This is a genomic window from Dolosigranulum pigrum ATCC 51524, from assembly GCF_000245815.1.
Classification (GTDB): domain Bacteria; phylum Bacillota; class Bacilli; order Lactobacillales; family Carnobacteriaceae_A; genus Dolosigranulum; species Dolosigranulum pigrum.
Genome location: NZ_JH601103.1, coordinates 1,195,557 through 1,212,309, shown reverse-complemented (window position 1 = coordinate 1,212,309; position 16,753 = coordinate 1,195,557). Strand labels below are relative to the sequence as shown.

Here is a 16,753-nt window from a genome sequence, read left to right as displayed (position 1 = left end):
CTACTCAGCGTTATGAGTGAGGGGAAGCATGTCTTCCTGAATTAAGGTGGTACCACGTGAACCTACATACACGTCCTTACTGAGCCAAGTGTTGGCATCGGTAGGGAGTTTTTTATTTTTAAGGAGTGAATTAAAGGTGAGTTATCAAAAAATGAAAGGGACGGTTGATATTTTTCCGTCTGAGGCAAGTAAGTGGCAATATGTTGAACAAGTAGCGACCGATATATTGCGTCAATACCAGTTTAAAGAAATTCGTCTGCCATTATTTGAGTCATTTGATTTGTTTGCACGCGGTGTCGGTGAGTCTACTGATGTTGTTAGCAAGGAAATGTATGATTTTTATGATAAGGGAGATCGTCATATTGCCTTGCGACCAGAGGGAACAGCCGGAGCAGTGCGTGCTTTTGTGGAGAATAAGTATTACGGACCTGAACACCACAAGCCACAGAAGTACTATTATATTGGCCCGATGTTTCGTTATGAGCGGCCGCAGAGTGGTCGCCAGCGTCAATTTTATCAACTAGGTGTGGAAGTGTTTGGCTCGAAGAATCCCGCAACTGATGTAGAAACAATGGCACTTGCTGTTGATTTATTCCAGTCATTAGGGTTAGAGCAGGTACGGTTAGTCATTAATTCGCTCGGATCAAATGAATCGCGAGCTGCTTTCCGCCAAGCATTGATTGATTATTTGGAGCCATTCAGTGATCAGTTAAGTGATGATTCGAAGCGTCGATTGCATGAGAATCCATTGCGCGTGTTGGATAGTAAAGCACCAGAAGATAAAAAAATTGTAGCCAATGCGCCATCTGTGCTGGACTTCTTAGATGAGGAGTCGGCTAAACATTTTGCTGCAGTGAAAGAACAACTTGATTTATTAAATATTCCGTATGAAGTGGATGCAAATATGGTACGTGGATTGGATTATTATAATGATACCGTATTTGAAGTGATTACAGATCATGAGAAGTTTGGTGCTAATACAACAATTGCCGGAGGAGGACGCTATGATGGGTTAGTCGAGACAGTTGGCGGACCAGCTACTCCTGCATTTGGCTTTGGCTTCGGACTAGAACGACTTCTCATGTTAATGGAGTATAGCAATGTGCAGTTCCCAGCAGACCCGCAACTCGATGTATTTATCGTCACAATTGGTCAACGGGCATCGACGGAAGCGACCAAATTAGCACATGCATTGCGTCAGCGTGGACTCTTAGTTGAGCGTGAATTTATGAATCGAAAACCTGGGACACAATTCAAATCAGCTGACAAGTTAAATGCTCGCTTCACCTTCACATTAGGGGACCGTGAATTAGAGAAAAATACCGTAAATGTAAAAAATATGGCAACTGGACAAGAATTAAGTATGGACCTAGCTGATGTGTACAGCAAGGATTTTCGAGAAAATTTTCAAGAGATTAAAGACGAACTCAAGTAATGAAAAACTTATAATACAAGGAGAAATATAATGACAGAGAGAGTATATTTTGGAGAGATTGATCGATCGTTAGTAGATCAACAGATAATAGTAAAAGGCTGGGTGCACCGCCGTCGTGACTTGGGAGGAATGGTCTTTGTTGATTTGCGTGATCGTTCCGGTCTGCTTCAAATTGTCTTCAGTGATAAAGGATCAGAAGCAGCATTGCAAGTGGCTGATTCACTGAGAACAGAGTACGTTATTGAAGTGAGCGGACAAGTTGTTGCACGAAAAGAAGGCCAGGAAAATCCGGATATGAAAACCGGGTATATTGAACTATTAGCAACGGATATTAAGATCTTGAATAAAGCTAAAACACCACCATTCGAGATCAATGAACAAGCTAATGTGAGCGAAGAAATTCGATTGGAACATCGCTACTTAGACTTGCGTCGCCAAAAAATGGCTGAAAATATGAAGTTGCGCCACCAAGTGAAAAAAGTATTCCGGAATTTCTTAGATAATGAAGGATTTATTGACATTGAGACACCTTTCCTAACCAAATCAACACCAGAAGGAGCACGAGATTACTTAGTCCCTTCTCGAGTAAATGAAGGAAAATTCTTTGCTCTGCCACAGTCTCCTCAATTGTTTAAACAATTATTAATGGGAGCGGGGATGGAGCGTTACTACCAAATTGTTCGTTGTTTCCGCGATGAAGATTTACGTGGAGACCGTCAACCAGAATTTACTCAAGTTGATATTGAAACAAGCTTTTTATCTGCTGAAGAGATTCGGGAATTAAACGAACGCTTACTGAAAGAAATTGTTCGTGAAGTGAAAGGGAAAGAAATAACCGGAGATTTCCCTGTATTAACTTACCGTGAAGCGATGGACCGCTTCGGAAGTGACAAACCGGATATCCGCTTTGGCCTTGAGTTGGTTGATGTAGCAGATATCGTAGCGCAGTCAAACTTCAAAGTCTTCACTTCTGTAGTTGAAAATGGTGGATCAGTTCGTGGAATTAACGCCAAAGGAGCAGGAGATACCTTCACGCGTAAAGAAATTGACGGACTTGCTGAGGTTGTCTCACCATATGGGGCGAAAGGCTTAGCGTGGATGAAAGTGAGTGAAGATGGCGTGAGTGGACCGATTGCTAAATTCTTCAGCGAAGGTGACTTAGCATCTAACTTGCTAGAGGCGATGGATGCAGAAGCAGGTGATCTTTTATTATTCGTTGCCGATGAAACAAAAGTTGTCTTCGATGCACTTGGAGCTCTGCGCAATCACTTAGGACGTGCCCTTGACTTAATTGATACAGAAGAATTAGCGTTTGTCTGGATCACGGACTGGCCATTGCTTGAATATGATGAAGAACAGGGACGATTTATCGCTGCTCACCACCCATTCACTCGACCAATCGCTTCTGACATTGAAGTCTTAGCAGAAGATCCCCATCAAGTAACAGCCAATGCGTATGATATTGTCTTGAATGGGTACGAAATTGGTGGCGGATCAATCCGTATTCATGAGCGTGAGTTACAAGAAACAATGCTTGAAGCACTCGGCTTTTCGAAGGAAGAGGCCCAGGAACAGTTTGGGTTCTTACTTGATGCGTTGGAGTATGGTTTCCCTCCCCATGGCGGTATTGCGTACGGATTGGACCGTATTGTGATGATTCTTGCCGGCGAACCGAATATTCGCGAAGTTATTGCCTTTCCAAAGAATAAGCAGGCGAAGGATCCATTAACACAAGCACCGTCTATCGTATCACCAAAACAACTTGATGAATTGAAACTGACTGTCAACAAAGGAGAGAATTAATTTATGGTATTGCTTGGTTCACATGTGAGTATGAAAGGGAAGAAAATGCTCTTAGGCTCAGCTGAGGAAGCAGTTGGTTATGGAGCCAATACGTTTATGATCTATACGGGTGCACCCCAAAATACGCGCCGAAAAGAAATTGAACGCATGAACATTGAGGACGGTCAAGCATATATGGCGGAGCATGATATTGACGTTAATGATATTGTTGTGCACGCACCGTACATTATTAACCTTGGTAATGTGAACAAGCCTGACAATTTCAAATTTGCCATTCAGTTTATGAAAGAAGAAATTGAACGAGCCGAAGCATTGGGGGCAACACAGATGACGATGCACCCAGGCGCACATGTCGGTGAAGGACCTGAAGTTGCTATCAAACAAATTGCAGAAGGTTTGAATGAGATATTAACCGAAGATCAGACGATTCAGATTGCCTTAGAAACCATGGCAGGAAAAGGAACAGAAATTGGTCGTAGCTTTGAAGAAATTGCGGCAATTATTGATCAAGTTGAACTAAAGAATAAGTTATCCGTCACCTTGGATACGTGCCACATTCATGATGCTGGCTATGATGTCGCTAATGACTTCGATGCCGTTTTAGAAGAATTTGATCGCGTTATCGGCTTGGAATGGTTAAAAGTTATCCATGTGAATGATTCTAAGAATGAACGAGGCGCCCAAAAAGACCGCCATGCCAATATCGGTCACGGACATATTGGCTTTGATGCCTTATGTAAAGTTGTCCACCATCCAAAATTAAAAGGACTCCCTAAAATCTTGGAAACACCTTATGTTCAAAAAGGTGATGATAAGAAGAATAAATTTGCCCCATATAAACATGAAATTCATATGCTAAGAACAAAAGAATTTAACGAAAACTTGCTGGACGATATTGTGAACGAACGTCCCGTCGAATAATTAGCAGATAACAAAACAACCTTGGTCAGAATTAGGCCAAGGTTGTTTTAATCATTATTATTATTACCATATGATATTTTTTGCCCAATATCAAGTATGTGTATTATTATTGTAAGTGAAAGGGGTATAAGAAAAATGAAACATAATAGGCAAGTTTCGTGGATGAGATTAATTATAACATTCATTACAGCATTTATTTTAACTACATTTTTACAAGAGAGGCTTATTACTAATAATATTTTGGATTATATTGTTGTGTTTACTAGTGTAATCTTAGCGGGAATAGGAGTGAATCAAATAATAGGAAAAATATTTAAAAAGTGATATTTTATTTACAAATTTATTATGGTTGAGTAACTAAGGGTTAAAATAAGTTAGTCAAACTTTTGACAAGTTTGGTTAGCTTATTTTTATTATGGCTGCATAACTGTTAAAATAAAGATACAGATAAAAGAGGTGATGAGCGTGGAAAAGGTGATTGTTATTGTGGGGCCGACTGCGGTAGGTAAGACGGCTCTGGGAGTCGAATTAGCACAACTGTTTAGTGGGGAAGTGATTAGCGGAGATTCGATGCAAGTCTATCGTGGACTAGATATTGGAACGGCGAAAGTAACGGATGCGGAAAAAGAGTCCGTTCCCCATCACTTAATAGATGTACGCGATGTGGATGAACCTTATACGGCCAGTGACTTCCAACAAATGGGACGGGCTAAAATCAATGAGATTACTGCCCGTGAGCATATACCGATCGTTGTTGGGGGGACGGGACTTTATATTGAATCACTCTTGTATAATATGTCGCATGGCGAGGCAGATCCGGATCCTGATTTTCGAACAGAGATGGAAGCTCTCGCTGAGAAAGAGTCCCGCCAGTTTGTCTGGGAGAAGCTAAAAGCAATTGATCCTGAAGCAGCAGACAATATTCACCCCAATAACTTGGTACGCACAATTCGAGCCTTGGAAGTTCATCACGTCACAGGACAAAAATTTTCTGATTATAAAAAACAACAAAATGAATGTCAGCCACTTTATGATACGTTCATTATTGGACTGAATACCGACCGCGAGCTACTTTACAACCGGATTAATCAACGGGTCGATTTAATGATGGCGGATGGACTGATTGATGAGGCGAGGTGGCTAGATTGTGCAGTCAGTCGTGATGCCCAAAGTATACGGGGAATTGGCTATAAGGAGTTATTTGCTTACTTCGATGGAGAAATTGAGTTACAAGAAGCAACGAGTGATATTAAGCAAGCGTCTAGGCACTATGCTAAGCGACAACTCACCTGGTTTCGGAATAAGACAGCCGTGGATTTATGGGTGAATTTAGTCGAATATCCGGAAGAACTCGAACAAATAAAACAAGCGGTTAGAACGTTTTTGAAAGGATAAAAATATGAAAAAGAAACAACAATATGAACAAGTCATTCTGGTTGGCGTGCAAACAAAAGAGAGTGATGATCAATTCCGTGAGTCCTTGAATGAATTGCAAGCTTTAGTTGAGAATGCTGGTGGTGAGGTGGTCGGTGAATTAACACAAAAGCGTGACCAGATTGACACTAAAACGTTTATTGGGAGTGGTAAGCTGATTGAATTGTCGCATTTAACGGATGAACTAGCAGCGAGTACAGTTGTGTTTAACCAACAACTTAGCCCGAGTCATACGCGAAATATTCAAGAAGTTGTCGATGCGAAAGTAATTGACCGTACGCAAGTTATCTTAGATATCTTTGCACTGAGAGCCCGCAGTAAGGAAGGGCAATTGCAAGTACAATTAGCCCAGTTGGAATATATGTTACCACGCTTAGTGGGTCAAGGCGAAAATATGTCGCGACTAGGGGCTGGCATTGGGACGCGTGGACCTGGTGAATCTAAACTAGAAACAGATCGTCGTCACATTACCGCACAGATGACAGATATTCGGCGCGAACTTCAGAAGATTACCGATCACCGACAACGTAATCGTCAGCACCGAAGTGAATCAGGTGTTATCCAGATTGGTTTAATTGGCTATACCAATGCTGGAAAATCAACTGTGCTCAATGCACTGACCGATGCAGGAACTTATGAGGCAGATGCCTTATTTGCCACGCTAGATCCATTAACACGTGAATTAGAGCTTCCAAGTGGGGCGCAAGCAACGATGACGGACACAGTTGGTTTTATTCAAGACTTACCGACAACGCTTATCGAAGCTTTTAAATCAACGATAGAAGAAGCCCGCGGAGCGGATATGTTGCTGCATGTCATTGATGCTGCTCAGCCAAATATTCAAACACGGGAGCGAACGGTTCGTGAATTACTAGAACAACTCGAAATGGATGATATTCCCGTCCTCTATGTGTATAATAAAGCCGACATGATCGAAGATGTGAACTTTACAGCGGAGTCTTATCCAAGCGTCGTTATATCGGCTCGGCGTGAAGAAGATGCAAATTATATCTTGCGGGAAATTGAAGCCTTCTTGCAGGAAGAGTTCGTCTATTATGAAGCACAAATTGAACCAAGTCGGGGCGATATTTTAGCACGTCTGCGCCAAGAGACAATTATGACTGAGCAAGCCTTTAATGAAGAAGCGCGCCAATATGACGTAGCTGGCTATACGAAGCCAGAAGGATATTGGGATACTCAGTTGAATGGATAAGCATATTCTGTTAGAGAGGGGTTGATGATAATGGATAGTGGCGGATTTAACTTAGATGACTTAATTCAAGTAGAGCCCAATGCGGATTGGCAGTCGGCTACAGATGAAGAATCAGATACTGAAGAAATTGATGAGCTGAGTGATGCCCAAACACCGACTACTCAGATTGAAAAGTCAACAGAGCCGTTAAGTCAATATTCAGCTCAAGAAATTAATGCACGTGACGCGGAAGCTTATGTTCAACATTTGAAGCAATCCGGACGAGGGAATCAAATACCGGCTAAGAATGACCCGAATTATAAGCGGACAATTACAAAAATTAGTGCCCAAAAACGAAAAGGACGTTATAATGTTTATTTGGGTGGAGAGTATGCTTTTCCGATTGCAGAAGCTTTATTAGTCAAACATTTGCTCCGCAAAGGGATGTTGATTTCTGAAGAGTTTCAGAAGCAATTGGAAGTTGAAGATAACTTCTCGAAAGCTTATACAAGAGCGCTGAATTATTTGAGTTATAAGATGCGAACTGAGCAGGAAATTAGAGATGATTTAGCGGAGCATGAATTCTTAGCTCAAGCAGATGCCGTTGTCGATAAGTTGAAAGAACAGAACTTAATTAATGATCTCGAATATGCCAAGAGTTATGTACGAACAGCCGCACGAGTGAATAGAAAAGGGCCAAGAGTTATTGCGCAAGATTTAGCAGAGCGTGGTGTTGATGATCAGTCGATTCAGGTTGCTCAAGTTGAATATGACTTATCAGAGCAAGTCGAGAATGCTTGTGCCCTTATTAAGAAACGGATGAAGAAGCGCAATAAAACATCTGAGCGACAACGGATGCAGAAGTTGAATAATTATTTATTCAAAAAAGGTTATACGAATGAAGTCATTAACTTGGCATTTGATGAGATGGAGCCAGAAGTTGATGAGGATGAAGAGTATGATGCCTTAGTCAAGCAAGGTGAGAAGGCTCTGCGGCGATATTCTCGCAAGACACAGGGGTATGAACTTCACCAAAAAACGAAGGCATTCTTGTACTCAAAGGGATTTAAGCGGGAATTGATTGAACGATTTATGACAGAGAAGGTTGATGATTAAGTGGATAAACAACAACTAAAGGATGACTACGGGGTTGAATTATGGGATCAAGACCGTATCCAAGCATTTAGAGAGACGGTCTTAAGCTGGTATGATGCGCATAAGCGTGAGTTGCCGTGGCGAGAGACACGTGATCCGTACAAGATTTGGATCAGTGAGATTATGCTTCAACAAACCCAAGTTAAGACGGTTATTCCTTATTATAAGCGATTTTTAGAAACATTTCCCACTGTTGAGGATTTGGCAGATGCCTATGAAGATGATCTGTTGAAAGTATGGGAAGGATTAGGCTATTATTCGCGAGCACGTAATATGCATACAGCTGCACAACAAGTTGTTCAAGAATTCGGGGGCGTGTTCCCATCTAATATGAAAGGGCTGAAATCTCTGCGTGGTATTGGGCCATATACGGCGGGAGCAATTGGGTCGATTTGTTTTGGATTAGTAGAACCAGCAGTGGATGGTAATCTGATGCGAGTGATTGCCCGCTTGTTCGAAGTGGATCTTGACGTGAAGCAAGCTAAAAATCGCAAAGTGTTTCAAGCCATTGCAGAGCATCTGATCGATCCGGACCGTCCAGGAGACTTTAACCAAGCATTGATGGATATTGGGGCGACGATTTGTACACCGAAAAATTATCATCCAGAACGGTCGCCACTGAAAGAATTTAATAGCTCATATGTGAATAAGACATGGGAATATTATCCAGTGACGTCGAAGAATAAACCTCCTACACCGTATACTTATCTGGCTATTATTGTGCGAGATGCAGAGGGACAATATTTAATGGAAAAGCGGCCGAATGAAGGATTGTTAAGTAACATGTGGACGTATCCATTAATTGACGTGAAGGATTTAGATGAAACGGGTTGGAGAGCGGTGCAACCGACCGCTATTGAGCACTTAGATGATGAGATGAGTGGACAAGTTGAACATATTATGGCCGATCGTTATAATTTACCACTTACCATTCGCCCCCAAGTTGATGGAGATGTGGTACATGTCTTTAGTCATCAGAAGTGGACGCTCTATCTTATTGTGGCCGATTTACAAGTTGAGGCAGTAACAGATAATATTCCAGACAACTGCCAATGGATTGCACCAGATGAATTTAGTCAATATACCTTCCCAGTTGTCCAACAAAAATTGGTGACTGCTTACCGAGAACAGACATTATTTTAAAAGGCACCAACTTATTCATAGGATGGTTGAGATAATTGACTATTTTTGATGAATAAATTTTTATTCGAATCATTATTTGTGTTATAATGAATAGTGAAGCGTAAATAGGTGAACAGACAAATAGATCAGAAAGTTGGATGACGATGCGATTTCCAAGAGAAGGAGATTTCATCACAATTCGAAGTTATAAACATGATGGCAGTTTGCACCGAACATGGAAAGATACCATGGTGCTAAAGACGACGGATCATTCTTTAATTGGATGCAATGATCATACCTTAGTAATTGAATCAGATGGGCGACGCTGGAAGACGCGAGAGCCGGCGTTAGTCTACTTTCATAAGAATTATTGGTTCAATATTGTGACAATGATTCGACAGAAAGGCACATCATATTATTGTAATATGGCTAGTCCTTTCTTGATTGATCCAGAAGGGGCGAAGTATATCGATTACGATTTAGACGTTAAGATTTTCCCAGACGGCGAAAAACGCTTACTTGACGTTGATGAATATGAAGCCCATGGGAAAAAATGGGACTACCCTGAAGAAATTGACTTAATCTTGAAAGAACATGTGAAGATTTTGGTCGATTGGATTAAAGAAGAGAAGGGCCCCTTTTCAGAAGGATATGTCGATTTATGGTACAATCGCTACAAGGAGTTAACTGGCAAATCATAATTGTGATGAAAAAATGCCCTCACATTTAACGTGAGGGCATTTTTGTAAGCTAAATTATTATTTAGAGATATTTTCTTCTAACACTTTAGTTTCATCTTTATGATATTTGATATAGTTGCTGATGACAGAGTTTAAATTACGCAAACTTTCTTCGTATTCCAAAATACCCGACATCATTTTCAAGACGGCATTACTGTCACCATAATCGCCTTCCATATAAGATTCGAGACTTGCTTCACTGAAGAAAGAATCTATAAATTCCTTTCGCAAATCACTTTTATGTTTTAAGAAATTAACTTCTTCAGGCAACACACGTCCGTTCCATTTCAACAAAATTTGCTCATGAGCGGACATTAAGACTTCTAAGCGTTCTCGAATAAGAATGCGGAAGTGCTCAGGATAGTTATTAAAGATATTTTCCGAGCGGTGGAGTATCACCACTAAGTTATAAGCTTTTTCTGAAGCAATAATATAATGTTTGTAAACAACCAAGAGCCTAGCGAGGGACTTCTCATGCTTGTTAAAGAAAGTCACAAGTTCACCTTCGTTAATATAGTTGAAATAGGTTTTCATTAGATTAATTTTTGAGCGGACAGTTGCCAAGTCTGATTTCATTAAGCCAAATTGCATATTTTTTCTTAAGGCAATACGTGTATAGCGTGTTGTTTCATCGACTACTTGTTTGGTTAATTCGAAGAAGCGGTAGTCATACTTCGGTGGACACAAAAAGGTGTTGACGAAGAAAGCAATGACGACACCTAAGATTGTTGCAGACACCCGAGTAATAGCGACATAGACAACATTACTGGATGATTCTACCATAATAATGATCAAAGTCATCGTCGCCAATGTGATCACTTCATCCAGAGATAGCTGGTGTAAGACCGCAATGAGCGCCAGTGAAGCAATAGCAATATAGAGTGGCGTTGTCCCGAGATAGGTGGCGAAGAAGTAAGCCACTACCCCGCCAATTAAGTTGGCTAAGATACGCTCGCGAAATGTGATGTAAGAGCGCTTGACCGAGGGCTTAACCGAAGCAACTACAGCCAAGCCAGATAAAACAGCTAGCTCATTGTAACCTGTTATGATAGGAATAGTCAGTGACAAAAAGATTGCGAATGCAGTTTTGAGCATCCGAGCACCTATTTTCATAGTAAATATCAGTCCTTATAAACGATTTGTTGATTATTATTATAGAACATGCTTGCATGAAATACTACATGACTTGATTGAAATAATATAATTTTAAGATTTTTTTAATAATTAATGTATTCTGACAAAGAATAACGAGAAAAATTGTTATTGAAGTGCAAAATGCGATATAATAAGTGAGTAATACTTTTATAGTAAGTTGAAGGTGAGAGATGAATGAATAAAGTAGAACAATTACAGGAAATTAAGCAACAATATGAAGCATTGAAAGCACGGGATTTGTCATTGAATCTATCGCGTGGTATGCCATCAGAGGAACAATTAGACTTATCCAATGAGCTTCTCAGTATGGATGTAACTCCTTATATTAATAATGGTGATTTTATTGATATTCGGAATTACGGTTATTTAAGAGGAATACGTGAAGCAAGAGAATTTTTTGCAGAGATGATGGATGTACGTTACGAACAAGTCATGGTCGGTAGCAACTCAAGTCTCCAAATGATGGCAATTGTCTTGAATTACTTAGTCAATCATGCCGAGTCACAGTGGAAGCAGGAAGAGACGATCAAGTTTATCTGTCCAGTTCCGGGTTATGACCGCCACTTCAATATGTTGGAACATTCTGGCTTTGAGATTATTCCGGTTGAATTAACGGGTGAAGGCCCTGATATGGATGAGGTCGAACGCTTGGTTAAGGAAGATTCTGCGATTAAAGGGATTTTCTGCGTACCTAAATACAGTAATCCTTCAGGGGATGTCTATTCTGATGATGTGGTGAGACGATTAGCACAGATGGAAACAGCGGATGAACATTTTGTGATTCTTTGGGATAATGCTTATTGTGTCCATCACTTAACTGATGAAAAAATTGAAATTGCTAATATTATTCAGTTAGCAGAAAAAGCTGGATATCCTGAGCGTCCGATAGCATTCACATCAACGTCCAAGATTACTCATCCAGGAGCAGGGATCTCTGCGGTTGCTGGTTCAGAAAAGCGGATGAATGACTTAGCCGCAGAATTCTCATATCAATTAATTGGATTCGATAAAGTTAATCAGATGCGACAAGTCTTGTTCTTAAAAGATCAAGAGAACCTAGAGAAGTTGATGGAAAAACATGCCGAAATCTTGCGTCCAAAATTCAAAATAATTTTAGAAGCCTTAGATAAACATTTTGGCGGTGGGCAATATGAAGTTGAATGGAATGAACCAAAGGGCGGTTACTTTGTCCATCTAACAACCAAAGATGGTACTGCCAAGGCGATTGTTGATAAGATGACGGAGCTCGGTATTGTCTTGACCCCAGCCAATGCACCCTATCCAGTCGGTCACCAGCAACAAGATAACAGTATCCGACTAGCACCTAGTTATGCAAGTTTAGAAGCGGTAAAAGTGACCATTCAAGCCTTAATTGTCTGCATTAAGTTAGTTTATTTATCAATGGAATCATAAATAAATCATAAAAAGCATTACTTAATATAGGAGGAATTATTATGTCAACAGCAAAAGATAAATTCGGAGCGGGTCTTGTTTTTGGATCATTGCTTGGCGCAGCAGGAGCTTATTTATTTGCGCCTCAATCCGGTGAAACATTTCAGAAAAAAGTAAAACATAAGACATTTTCTATTGCTCACGAAGGATTAGAAGTCGTTATTGAGCAATTAGACCAATATATTGCGCATGAAGAAGCGTGGCAACAGGACCACTTCGAATAAAGCATCTTATTTCTTCAAGAAAAAGCCCATAAATATTAAAAATTATTTGCTAAATAGATTAATCCGTGTTAATATATTATTTATAGGTTAATTGAGTTTATTGGTTTATATCAGTCCACCATCAGATACTGATATAAATGAATATTCAGCTATGACTTATACAACGTGCCATTTCGCCGTGATTAACACCGAAATGGCGCGTTTTTCAATACATAGAATGCCCCTCAACACATTAAGGAGATCGTTATGAATCATATTGTCTTATATAAACCGCAAATTCCACCGAATACAGGAAATATTGCCCGAACTTGTGCGGGGACCAATACCGCGCTTCATCTGATTCATCCACTTGGGTTCGATGTGACAGACCGCACGTTGAAGCGAGCTGGTCTAGATTATTGGAATGAGCTAGAGATTTATCACTACCGAAATCTAAGAGCCTTCCTGCAACAAGTGGATCAGAAGCAATTGTTTTTGGTGTCTAAGTTTGCGCCGCGAGTGTATAGTGATGTAGATTTGTCAGAAGTAGATCAAGATTATTATTTTCTTTTTGGCAAAGAAACAACCGGTTTGCCGGAGCGGTTTATGCGCGACTATGAAGAGCAGTGTATCCGTATACCGATGGATGATACACATATTCGGTCGTTGAATCTGTCTAATACGGCCAATATTATTATTTATGAAGCCTTGCGCCAACAACAGTTTGTCGGGTTGGATAAAACCTATACGTATGATCATGATAAATTAAAATAAAAAAATGCCTTCACTGCATGTCTAGCTTGTTATGCAGTGGAGGCATTCTCTTTAGTAAGAGTTCACTCTAATTACCAAATCCAGTTGTGACCGTCTTTTGTAAGGAGGTCTTCTGCTTCTTTTGGTCCTTTAGAGTAGACGTCATAGGTCGTTAAGTCATCGGAATCTTCCCAGACTGATTTGACCTGATCAATATATTTCCAAGAAGCAATCACTTCATCATATTGGGCAAAGTTAATTTGATTCCCTTGTATCGCTTCAAAGATAAGACGTTCATAGTCATCTGGCGTTTTTTCGAGTTGTTCATCGGTTCGGAAATTATTTAGGGTTGTAACCGAGTTGCCAAACTTATAGCCAATTTCTTTTTCGTTAATACACAGCGAGAAGCCATTCTTAGGTCCAAGGTGAATTGTTAAGACATTTTGTTCGGCGTTATCAAAAATGGAGTCTTCTTGATTTTTGAACACAATGTCGAAGCGAGTGGTTTTATCTGCCATTTTTTTGCCGGTACGGTAGTAGAATGGGACACCTTCCAATAAGTCATTGTCTACATAGAGCGTTCCAGCGACGTAGGTTTCGGTCTCTGATTGGCTATCAACATTTTTATTTTCACGATAAGATTCTTCCGCAGTATCTTGTTCGTCTGCAACGTATTGTGCTCGCACGATTGAATCACATAATGCTGAGTCGTCAAGTGATTTAATATTGCGTAGGGCATCGACCTTTGCTTGTAAGATATCAGCAGTATCGAGCGATTTAGGTTGTTCCATCGCTAAGTAACTGAAGCATTGTAAGATGTGATTTTGGACCATATCTTTTAAGGCACCAGTTTTATCATAGAATTCCCCGCGTTCTTCAACCCCCACTTTCTCCGCTAATGTGATTTGGACATTAGCGATAGCATCCTTATGCCAGACGTTGTTAATTAACGGATTGGCGAAGCGCAAGGTCAGTAAGTTTTTGACGATTTCTTTTCCTAAGTAGTGATCGATTAAATAAATTTCGTCACGATCCAAGTGTTCTAAGAGTTCTTCTTTTAATTGTTTGGCTGACGCAAGATCCGTTCCGAACGGTTTTTCAAAAATGACACGATTAATATGCGCATCGTCGGCAAATAAATCATATTCTCTCAAGTAACCAGTAATGGTACTGAACAAGAAGGGAGCGACCGATAAGTAGAAGAGACGGTTACCACCAATATTGTATTTTTCATCTAATTCATCGGCTAAGTCCTTCAGTAAAGTGTAATTCTCACCATTCGTTGCATCATGTGATTGGTAATAAAAGTGGCTAGAAAATTCTTCGATCAATGCTTGGTCATCATCTTGGATCGACTGGCGGACAATTGATTGTAATTTTTCGGTTGTCCATTCGCGTCGTCCTGTTCCAATAAGCGCGAAGTTCTGAGATAATTCTTTCTTTTTGTATAAGCTGAAGAGGGCGGGATATAATTTGCGTGCAGCTAAGTCACCCGTTGCCCCAAATAAAGTAATAAGTGTTTGTGATTCTTGAGTCATTGATAATCTCCTTTATCATAAAAAATAATACGTTATGGCTATTATAACACCTTGTAGTAAAAATAAAAAAGAATTGATACCAAATATATGATACAATAGAGTAGAGAGAAGGGATATTATGACAGATCATTTTAAACAATATAATTTTCAACCATTTATTTACGAAGCTTTAGACGCAATTGATTTCTATGAACCGACCGCAATTCAGGCAAAAGTTATTCCTGAAATGACAAAAAACCGTGACTTAGTTGTGCAATCACAGACCGGTTCAGGCAAGACGCATGCGTTCTTGTTGCCATTAATCAATCAAATTGAGGCAGACAAGAGAGAAGTACAAGTTGTCATTACTGCACCTAGTCGTGAACTAGCTGAACAGCTCTACCGGATGGCGGAACAAGTGGCTGGCTTTGCTGATCCGGAAATTATTGTCGGACGCTTTATCGGCGGACGGGATAAGGAGAAATCATTAGATAAGTTAGAGCACCGCCAACCGCATATTGCAATTGGAACACCGGGCCGGATGTTGGATATGATCCAATCCAATGCATTAGACATTCATAAAGCTCCTTTTATGGTAGTTGATGAAGCAGATATGACATTGGATATGGGCTTTTTAAATGTAGTTGACCAAATTGCGAGCCGCATTCCCAAAGAGAGTCAACTATTTGTATTTTCTGCAACCATCCCAGAGAAATTACAACCATTTTTCCGTAAATATATGAATAATCCAAAATTTATTGAATCAGAGAGTCAATCCTTATTATCAGAGTCCGTTGATAATTGGTTGATATCAACGCGTAGTAAGAACCGGATCGATTTAATTCATGAAGTATTAACATTAGGGCAACCTTACTTAGCGTTGATTTTTGCGAATACGAAGGAAAAAGTTGATGAGATTGCCAAGCAATTGGTAGCGCGTGGATTGAATTGTTGCGTGCTGCATGGGGGATTGAGTGCACGTGAACGTCGCCGTGTCATGCGCCAAATTAGAAACTTAGAGTATCAATATGTAGTGGCTACTGATTTAGCATCGCGCGGTATTGATATTGATGGCGTATCCCATGTGGTCAATGCGGAAATTCCACGTGAGTTAGATTTCTTCATTCACCGAGTGGGACGAACTGGACGCAACAATTTACCGGGAACAGCAATTACCTTCTACCATCCAGATGAATCACCAGCCATCGATATACTAGAAGATAAAGGCATTGAATTCCAGCCAAAAACGATTAAAAACGGACGAGTGGTGGATGTAAAAGATCGTCGCAACCGTCAACAGCGTAAACACAAACAACAAAAAACATATGATCCAGAAATTGCCGGCATGGTGAAAAAAGCGAAGAAAAAAATTAAGCCAGGCTATAAGAAAAAAATCAATGAATTTAAAAAACGAAAAGCACGTCGACAGCGAAGAAAGAAAAAATAAATCCATATTAATTAAATGCAGAGATGAATAATGTTGCATATAAATTTATAGTTCACAACGTATTAGTTAGTTATAAGATTTTTAACCTATTAGTACAAAGGAGTATAAAAATGAACGCGCAAAGAATTAAAAAACTAATTTGGATTATCATTGTAGCAGTTTTTTCAGTTTGGACAACATATTCCTTACTCAATCGCTTAACAAAAAATAGTATGATATTTGAATGGATATATTTCTCTACTACTTCATTTGTTACATTTTATCTTATTCATGTAAAGCTTTTCGAGAATGATTAACTCAGTGATCATTTGTTGTATTATATATATGCAATAAGACAAGTTGATGATATTAATATAGGTAGTACATGTTATGTAAATATTTTTCATAGAAAGTTGTGTAATTAAGAACGTCCACTGTCAAATTA

At 39.8% G+C, this 16,753-nt stretch carries 14 protein-coding genes; 12 read left to right on the top strand and 2 right to left on the bottom strand.

Going from position 1 to position 16,753, the window contains the following annotated elements:
* Positions 1-136: 136 nt before the first annotated feature.
* From hisS to HMPREF9703_RS05535, 8 genes are all read left to right on the top strand, one after another.
* Positions 137-1,435 (top strand): histidine--tRNA ligase, encoded by a 1,299-nt coding sequence (hisS, locus tag HMPREF9703_RS05575; protein WP_004636287.1) that lies wholly within the window; start codon positions 137-139, stop codon positions 1,433-1,435.
* Positions 1,436-1,465: 30 nt separating this feature from the next.
* Complete coding sequence (aspS, locus tag HMPREF9703_RS05570) at positions 1,466-3,238, top strand: aspartate--tRNA ligase (protein ID WP_004636286.1); 1,773 nt, start codon at positions 1,466-1,468, stop codon at positions 3,236-3,238.
* A 3-nt stretch (positions 3,239-3,241) separates the two neighbouring features.
* On the top strand, positions 3,242-4,159 hold the full coding sequence (locus tag HMPREF9703_RS05565; protein WP_004636285.1) for a deoxyribonuclease IV: 918 nt from the start codon (positions 3,242-3,244) through the stop codon (positions 4,157-4,159).
* Positions 4,160-4,618: 459 nt separating this feature from the next.
* Positions 4,619-5,554 (top strand): tRNA (adenosine(37)-N6)-dimethylallyltransferase MiaA, encoded by a 936-nt coding sequence (gene miaA, locus HMPREF9703_RS05555; protein ID WP_040376827.1) that lies wholly within the window; start codon positions 4,619-4,621, stop codon positions 5,552-5,554.
* 4 nt (positions 5,555-5,558) lie between these two features.
* Positions 5,559-6,806, top strand: coding sequence for a GTPase HflX (hflX, locus tag HMPREF9703_RS05550; protein WP_004636281.1), 1,248 nt, complete (start codon positions 5,559-5,561; stop codon positions 6,804-6,806).
* Positions 6,807-6,836: 30 nt separating this feature from the next.
* Entirely contained in the window at positions 6,837-7,901 is a 1,065-nt protein-coding gene (gene recX, locus HMPREF9703_RS08975) for a recombination regulator RecX (RefSeq protein WP_167535653.1), read from the top strand.
* Complete coding sequence (mutY, locus tag HMPREF9703_RS08970; protein WP_004636278.1) at positions 7,902-9,083, top strand: A/G-specific adenine glycosylase; 1,182 nt, start codon at positions 7,902-7,904, stop codon at positions 9,081-9,083.
* Positions 9,084-9,226: 143 nt separating this feature from the next.
* Positions 9,227-9,763: a DUF402 domain-containing protein gene (locus HMPREF9703_RS05535; protein ID WP_004636276.1), complete on the top strand. Its 537-nt coding sequence runs from the start codon at positions 9,227-9,229 to the stop codon at positions 9,761-9,763.
* A 57-nt stretch (positions 9,764-9,820) separates the two neighbouring features.
* Here the strand turns inward: HMPREF9703_RS05535 and HMPREF9703_RS05530 are convergent, their stop codons facing one another.
* Positions 9,821-10,915 (bottom strand): FUSC family protein, encoded by a 1,095-nt coding sequence (locus HMPREF9703_RS05530; protein WP_004636273.1) that lies wholly within the window; start codon positions 10,913-10,915, stop codon positions 9,821-9,823.
* 216 nt (positions 10,916-11,131) lie between these two features.
* Here HMPREF9703_RS05530 and HMPREF9703_RS05525 point away from each other — a divergent pair, with 216 nt between their 5' ends.
* The 3 genes from HMPREF9703_RS05525 (at position 11,132) to HMPREF9703_RS05515 (ending at position 13,386) form a co-directional block, all read left to right on the top strand.
* Positions 11,132-12,370 (top strand): aspartate aminotransferase type Ic, encoded by a 1,239-nt coding sequence (locus HMPREF9703_RS05525; RefSeq protein ID WP_004636271.1) that lies wholly within the window; start codon positions 11,132-11,134, stop codon positions 12,368-12,370.
* A gap of 41 nt (positions 12,371-12,411) precedes the next feature.
* Positions 12,412-12,633 (top strand): YtxH domain-containing protein, encoded by a 222-nt coding sequence (locus HMPREF9703_RS05520; RefSeq protein WP_004636269.1) that lies wholly within the window; start codon positions 12,412-12,414, stop codon positions 12,631-12,633.
* Between the two features lie 246 nt (positions 12,634-12,879).
* Positions 12,880-13,386: a tRNA (cytidine(34)-2'-O)-methyltransferase gene (locus tag HMPREF9703_RS05515; protein WP_004636267.1), complete on the top strand. Its 507-nt coding sequence runs from the start codon at positions 12,880-12,882 to the stop codon at positions 13,384-13,386.
* A gap of 71 nt (positions 13,387-13,457) precedes the next feature.
* Here the strand turns inward: HMPREF9703_RS05515 and zwf are convergent, their stop codons facing one another.
* The gene (zwf, locus tag HMPREF9703_RS05510) at positions 13,458-14,903 is read right to left on the bottom strand and encodes a glucose-6-phosphate dehydrogenase (protein ID WP_004636264.1); all 1,446 of its coding nucleotides are present in this window, start codon (positions 14,901-14,903) and stop codon (positions 13,458-13,460) included.
* Between the two features lie 118 nt (positions 14,904-15,021).
* On the opposite strand from zwf, the gene HMPREF9703_RS05505 reads away from it, so the two are divergent.
* Positions 15,022-16,329, top strand: a complete 1,308-nt coding sequence (locus tag HMPREF9703_RS05505) for a DEAD/DEAH box helicase (RefSeq protein WP_004636263.1) — start codon at positions 15,022-15,024, stop codon at positions 16,327-16,329.
* Positions 16,330-16,753 lie beyond the last annotated feature (424 nt).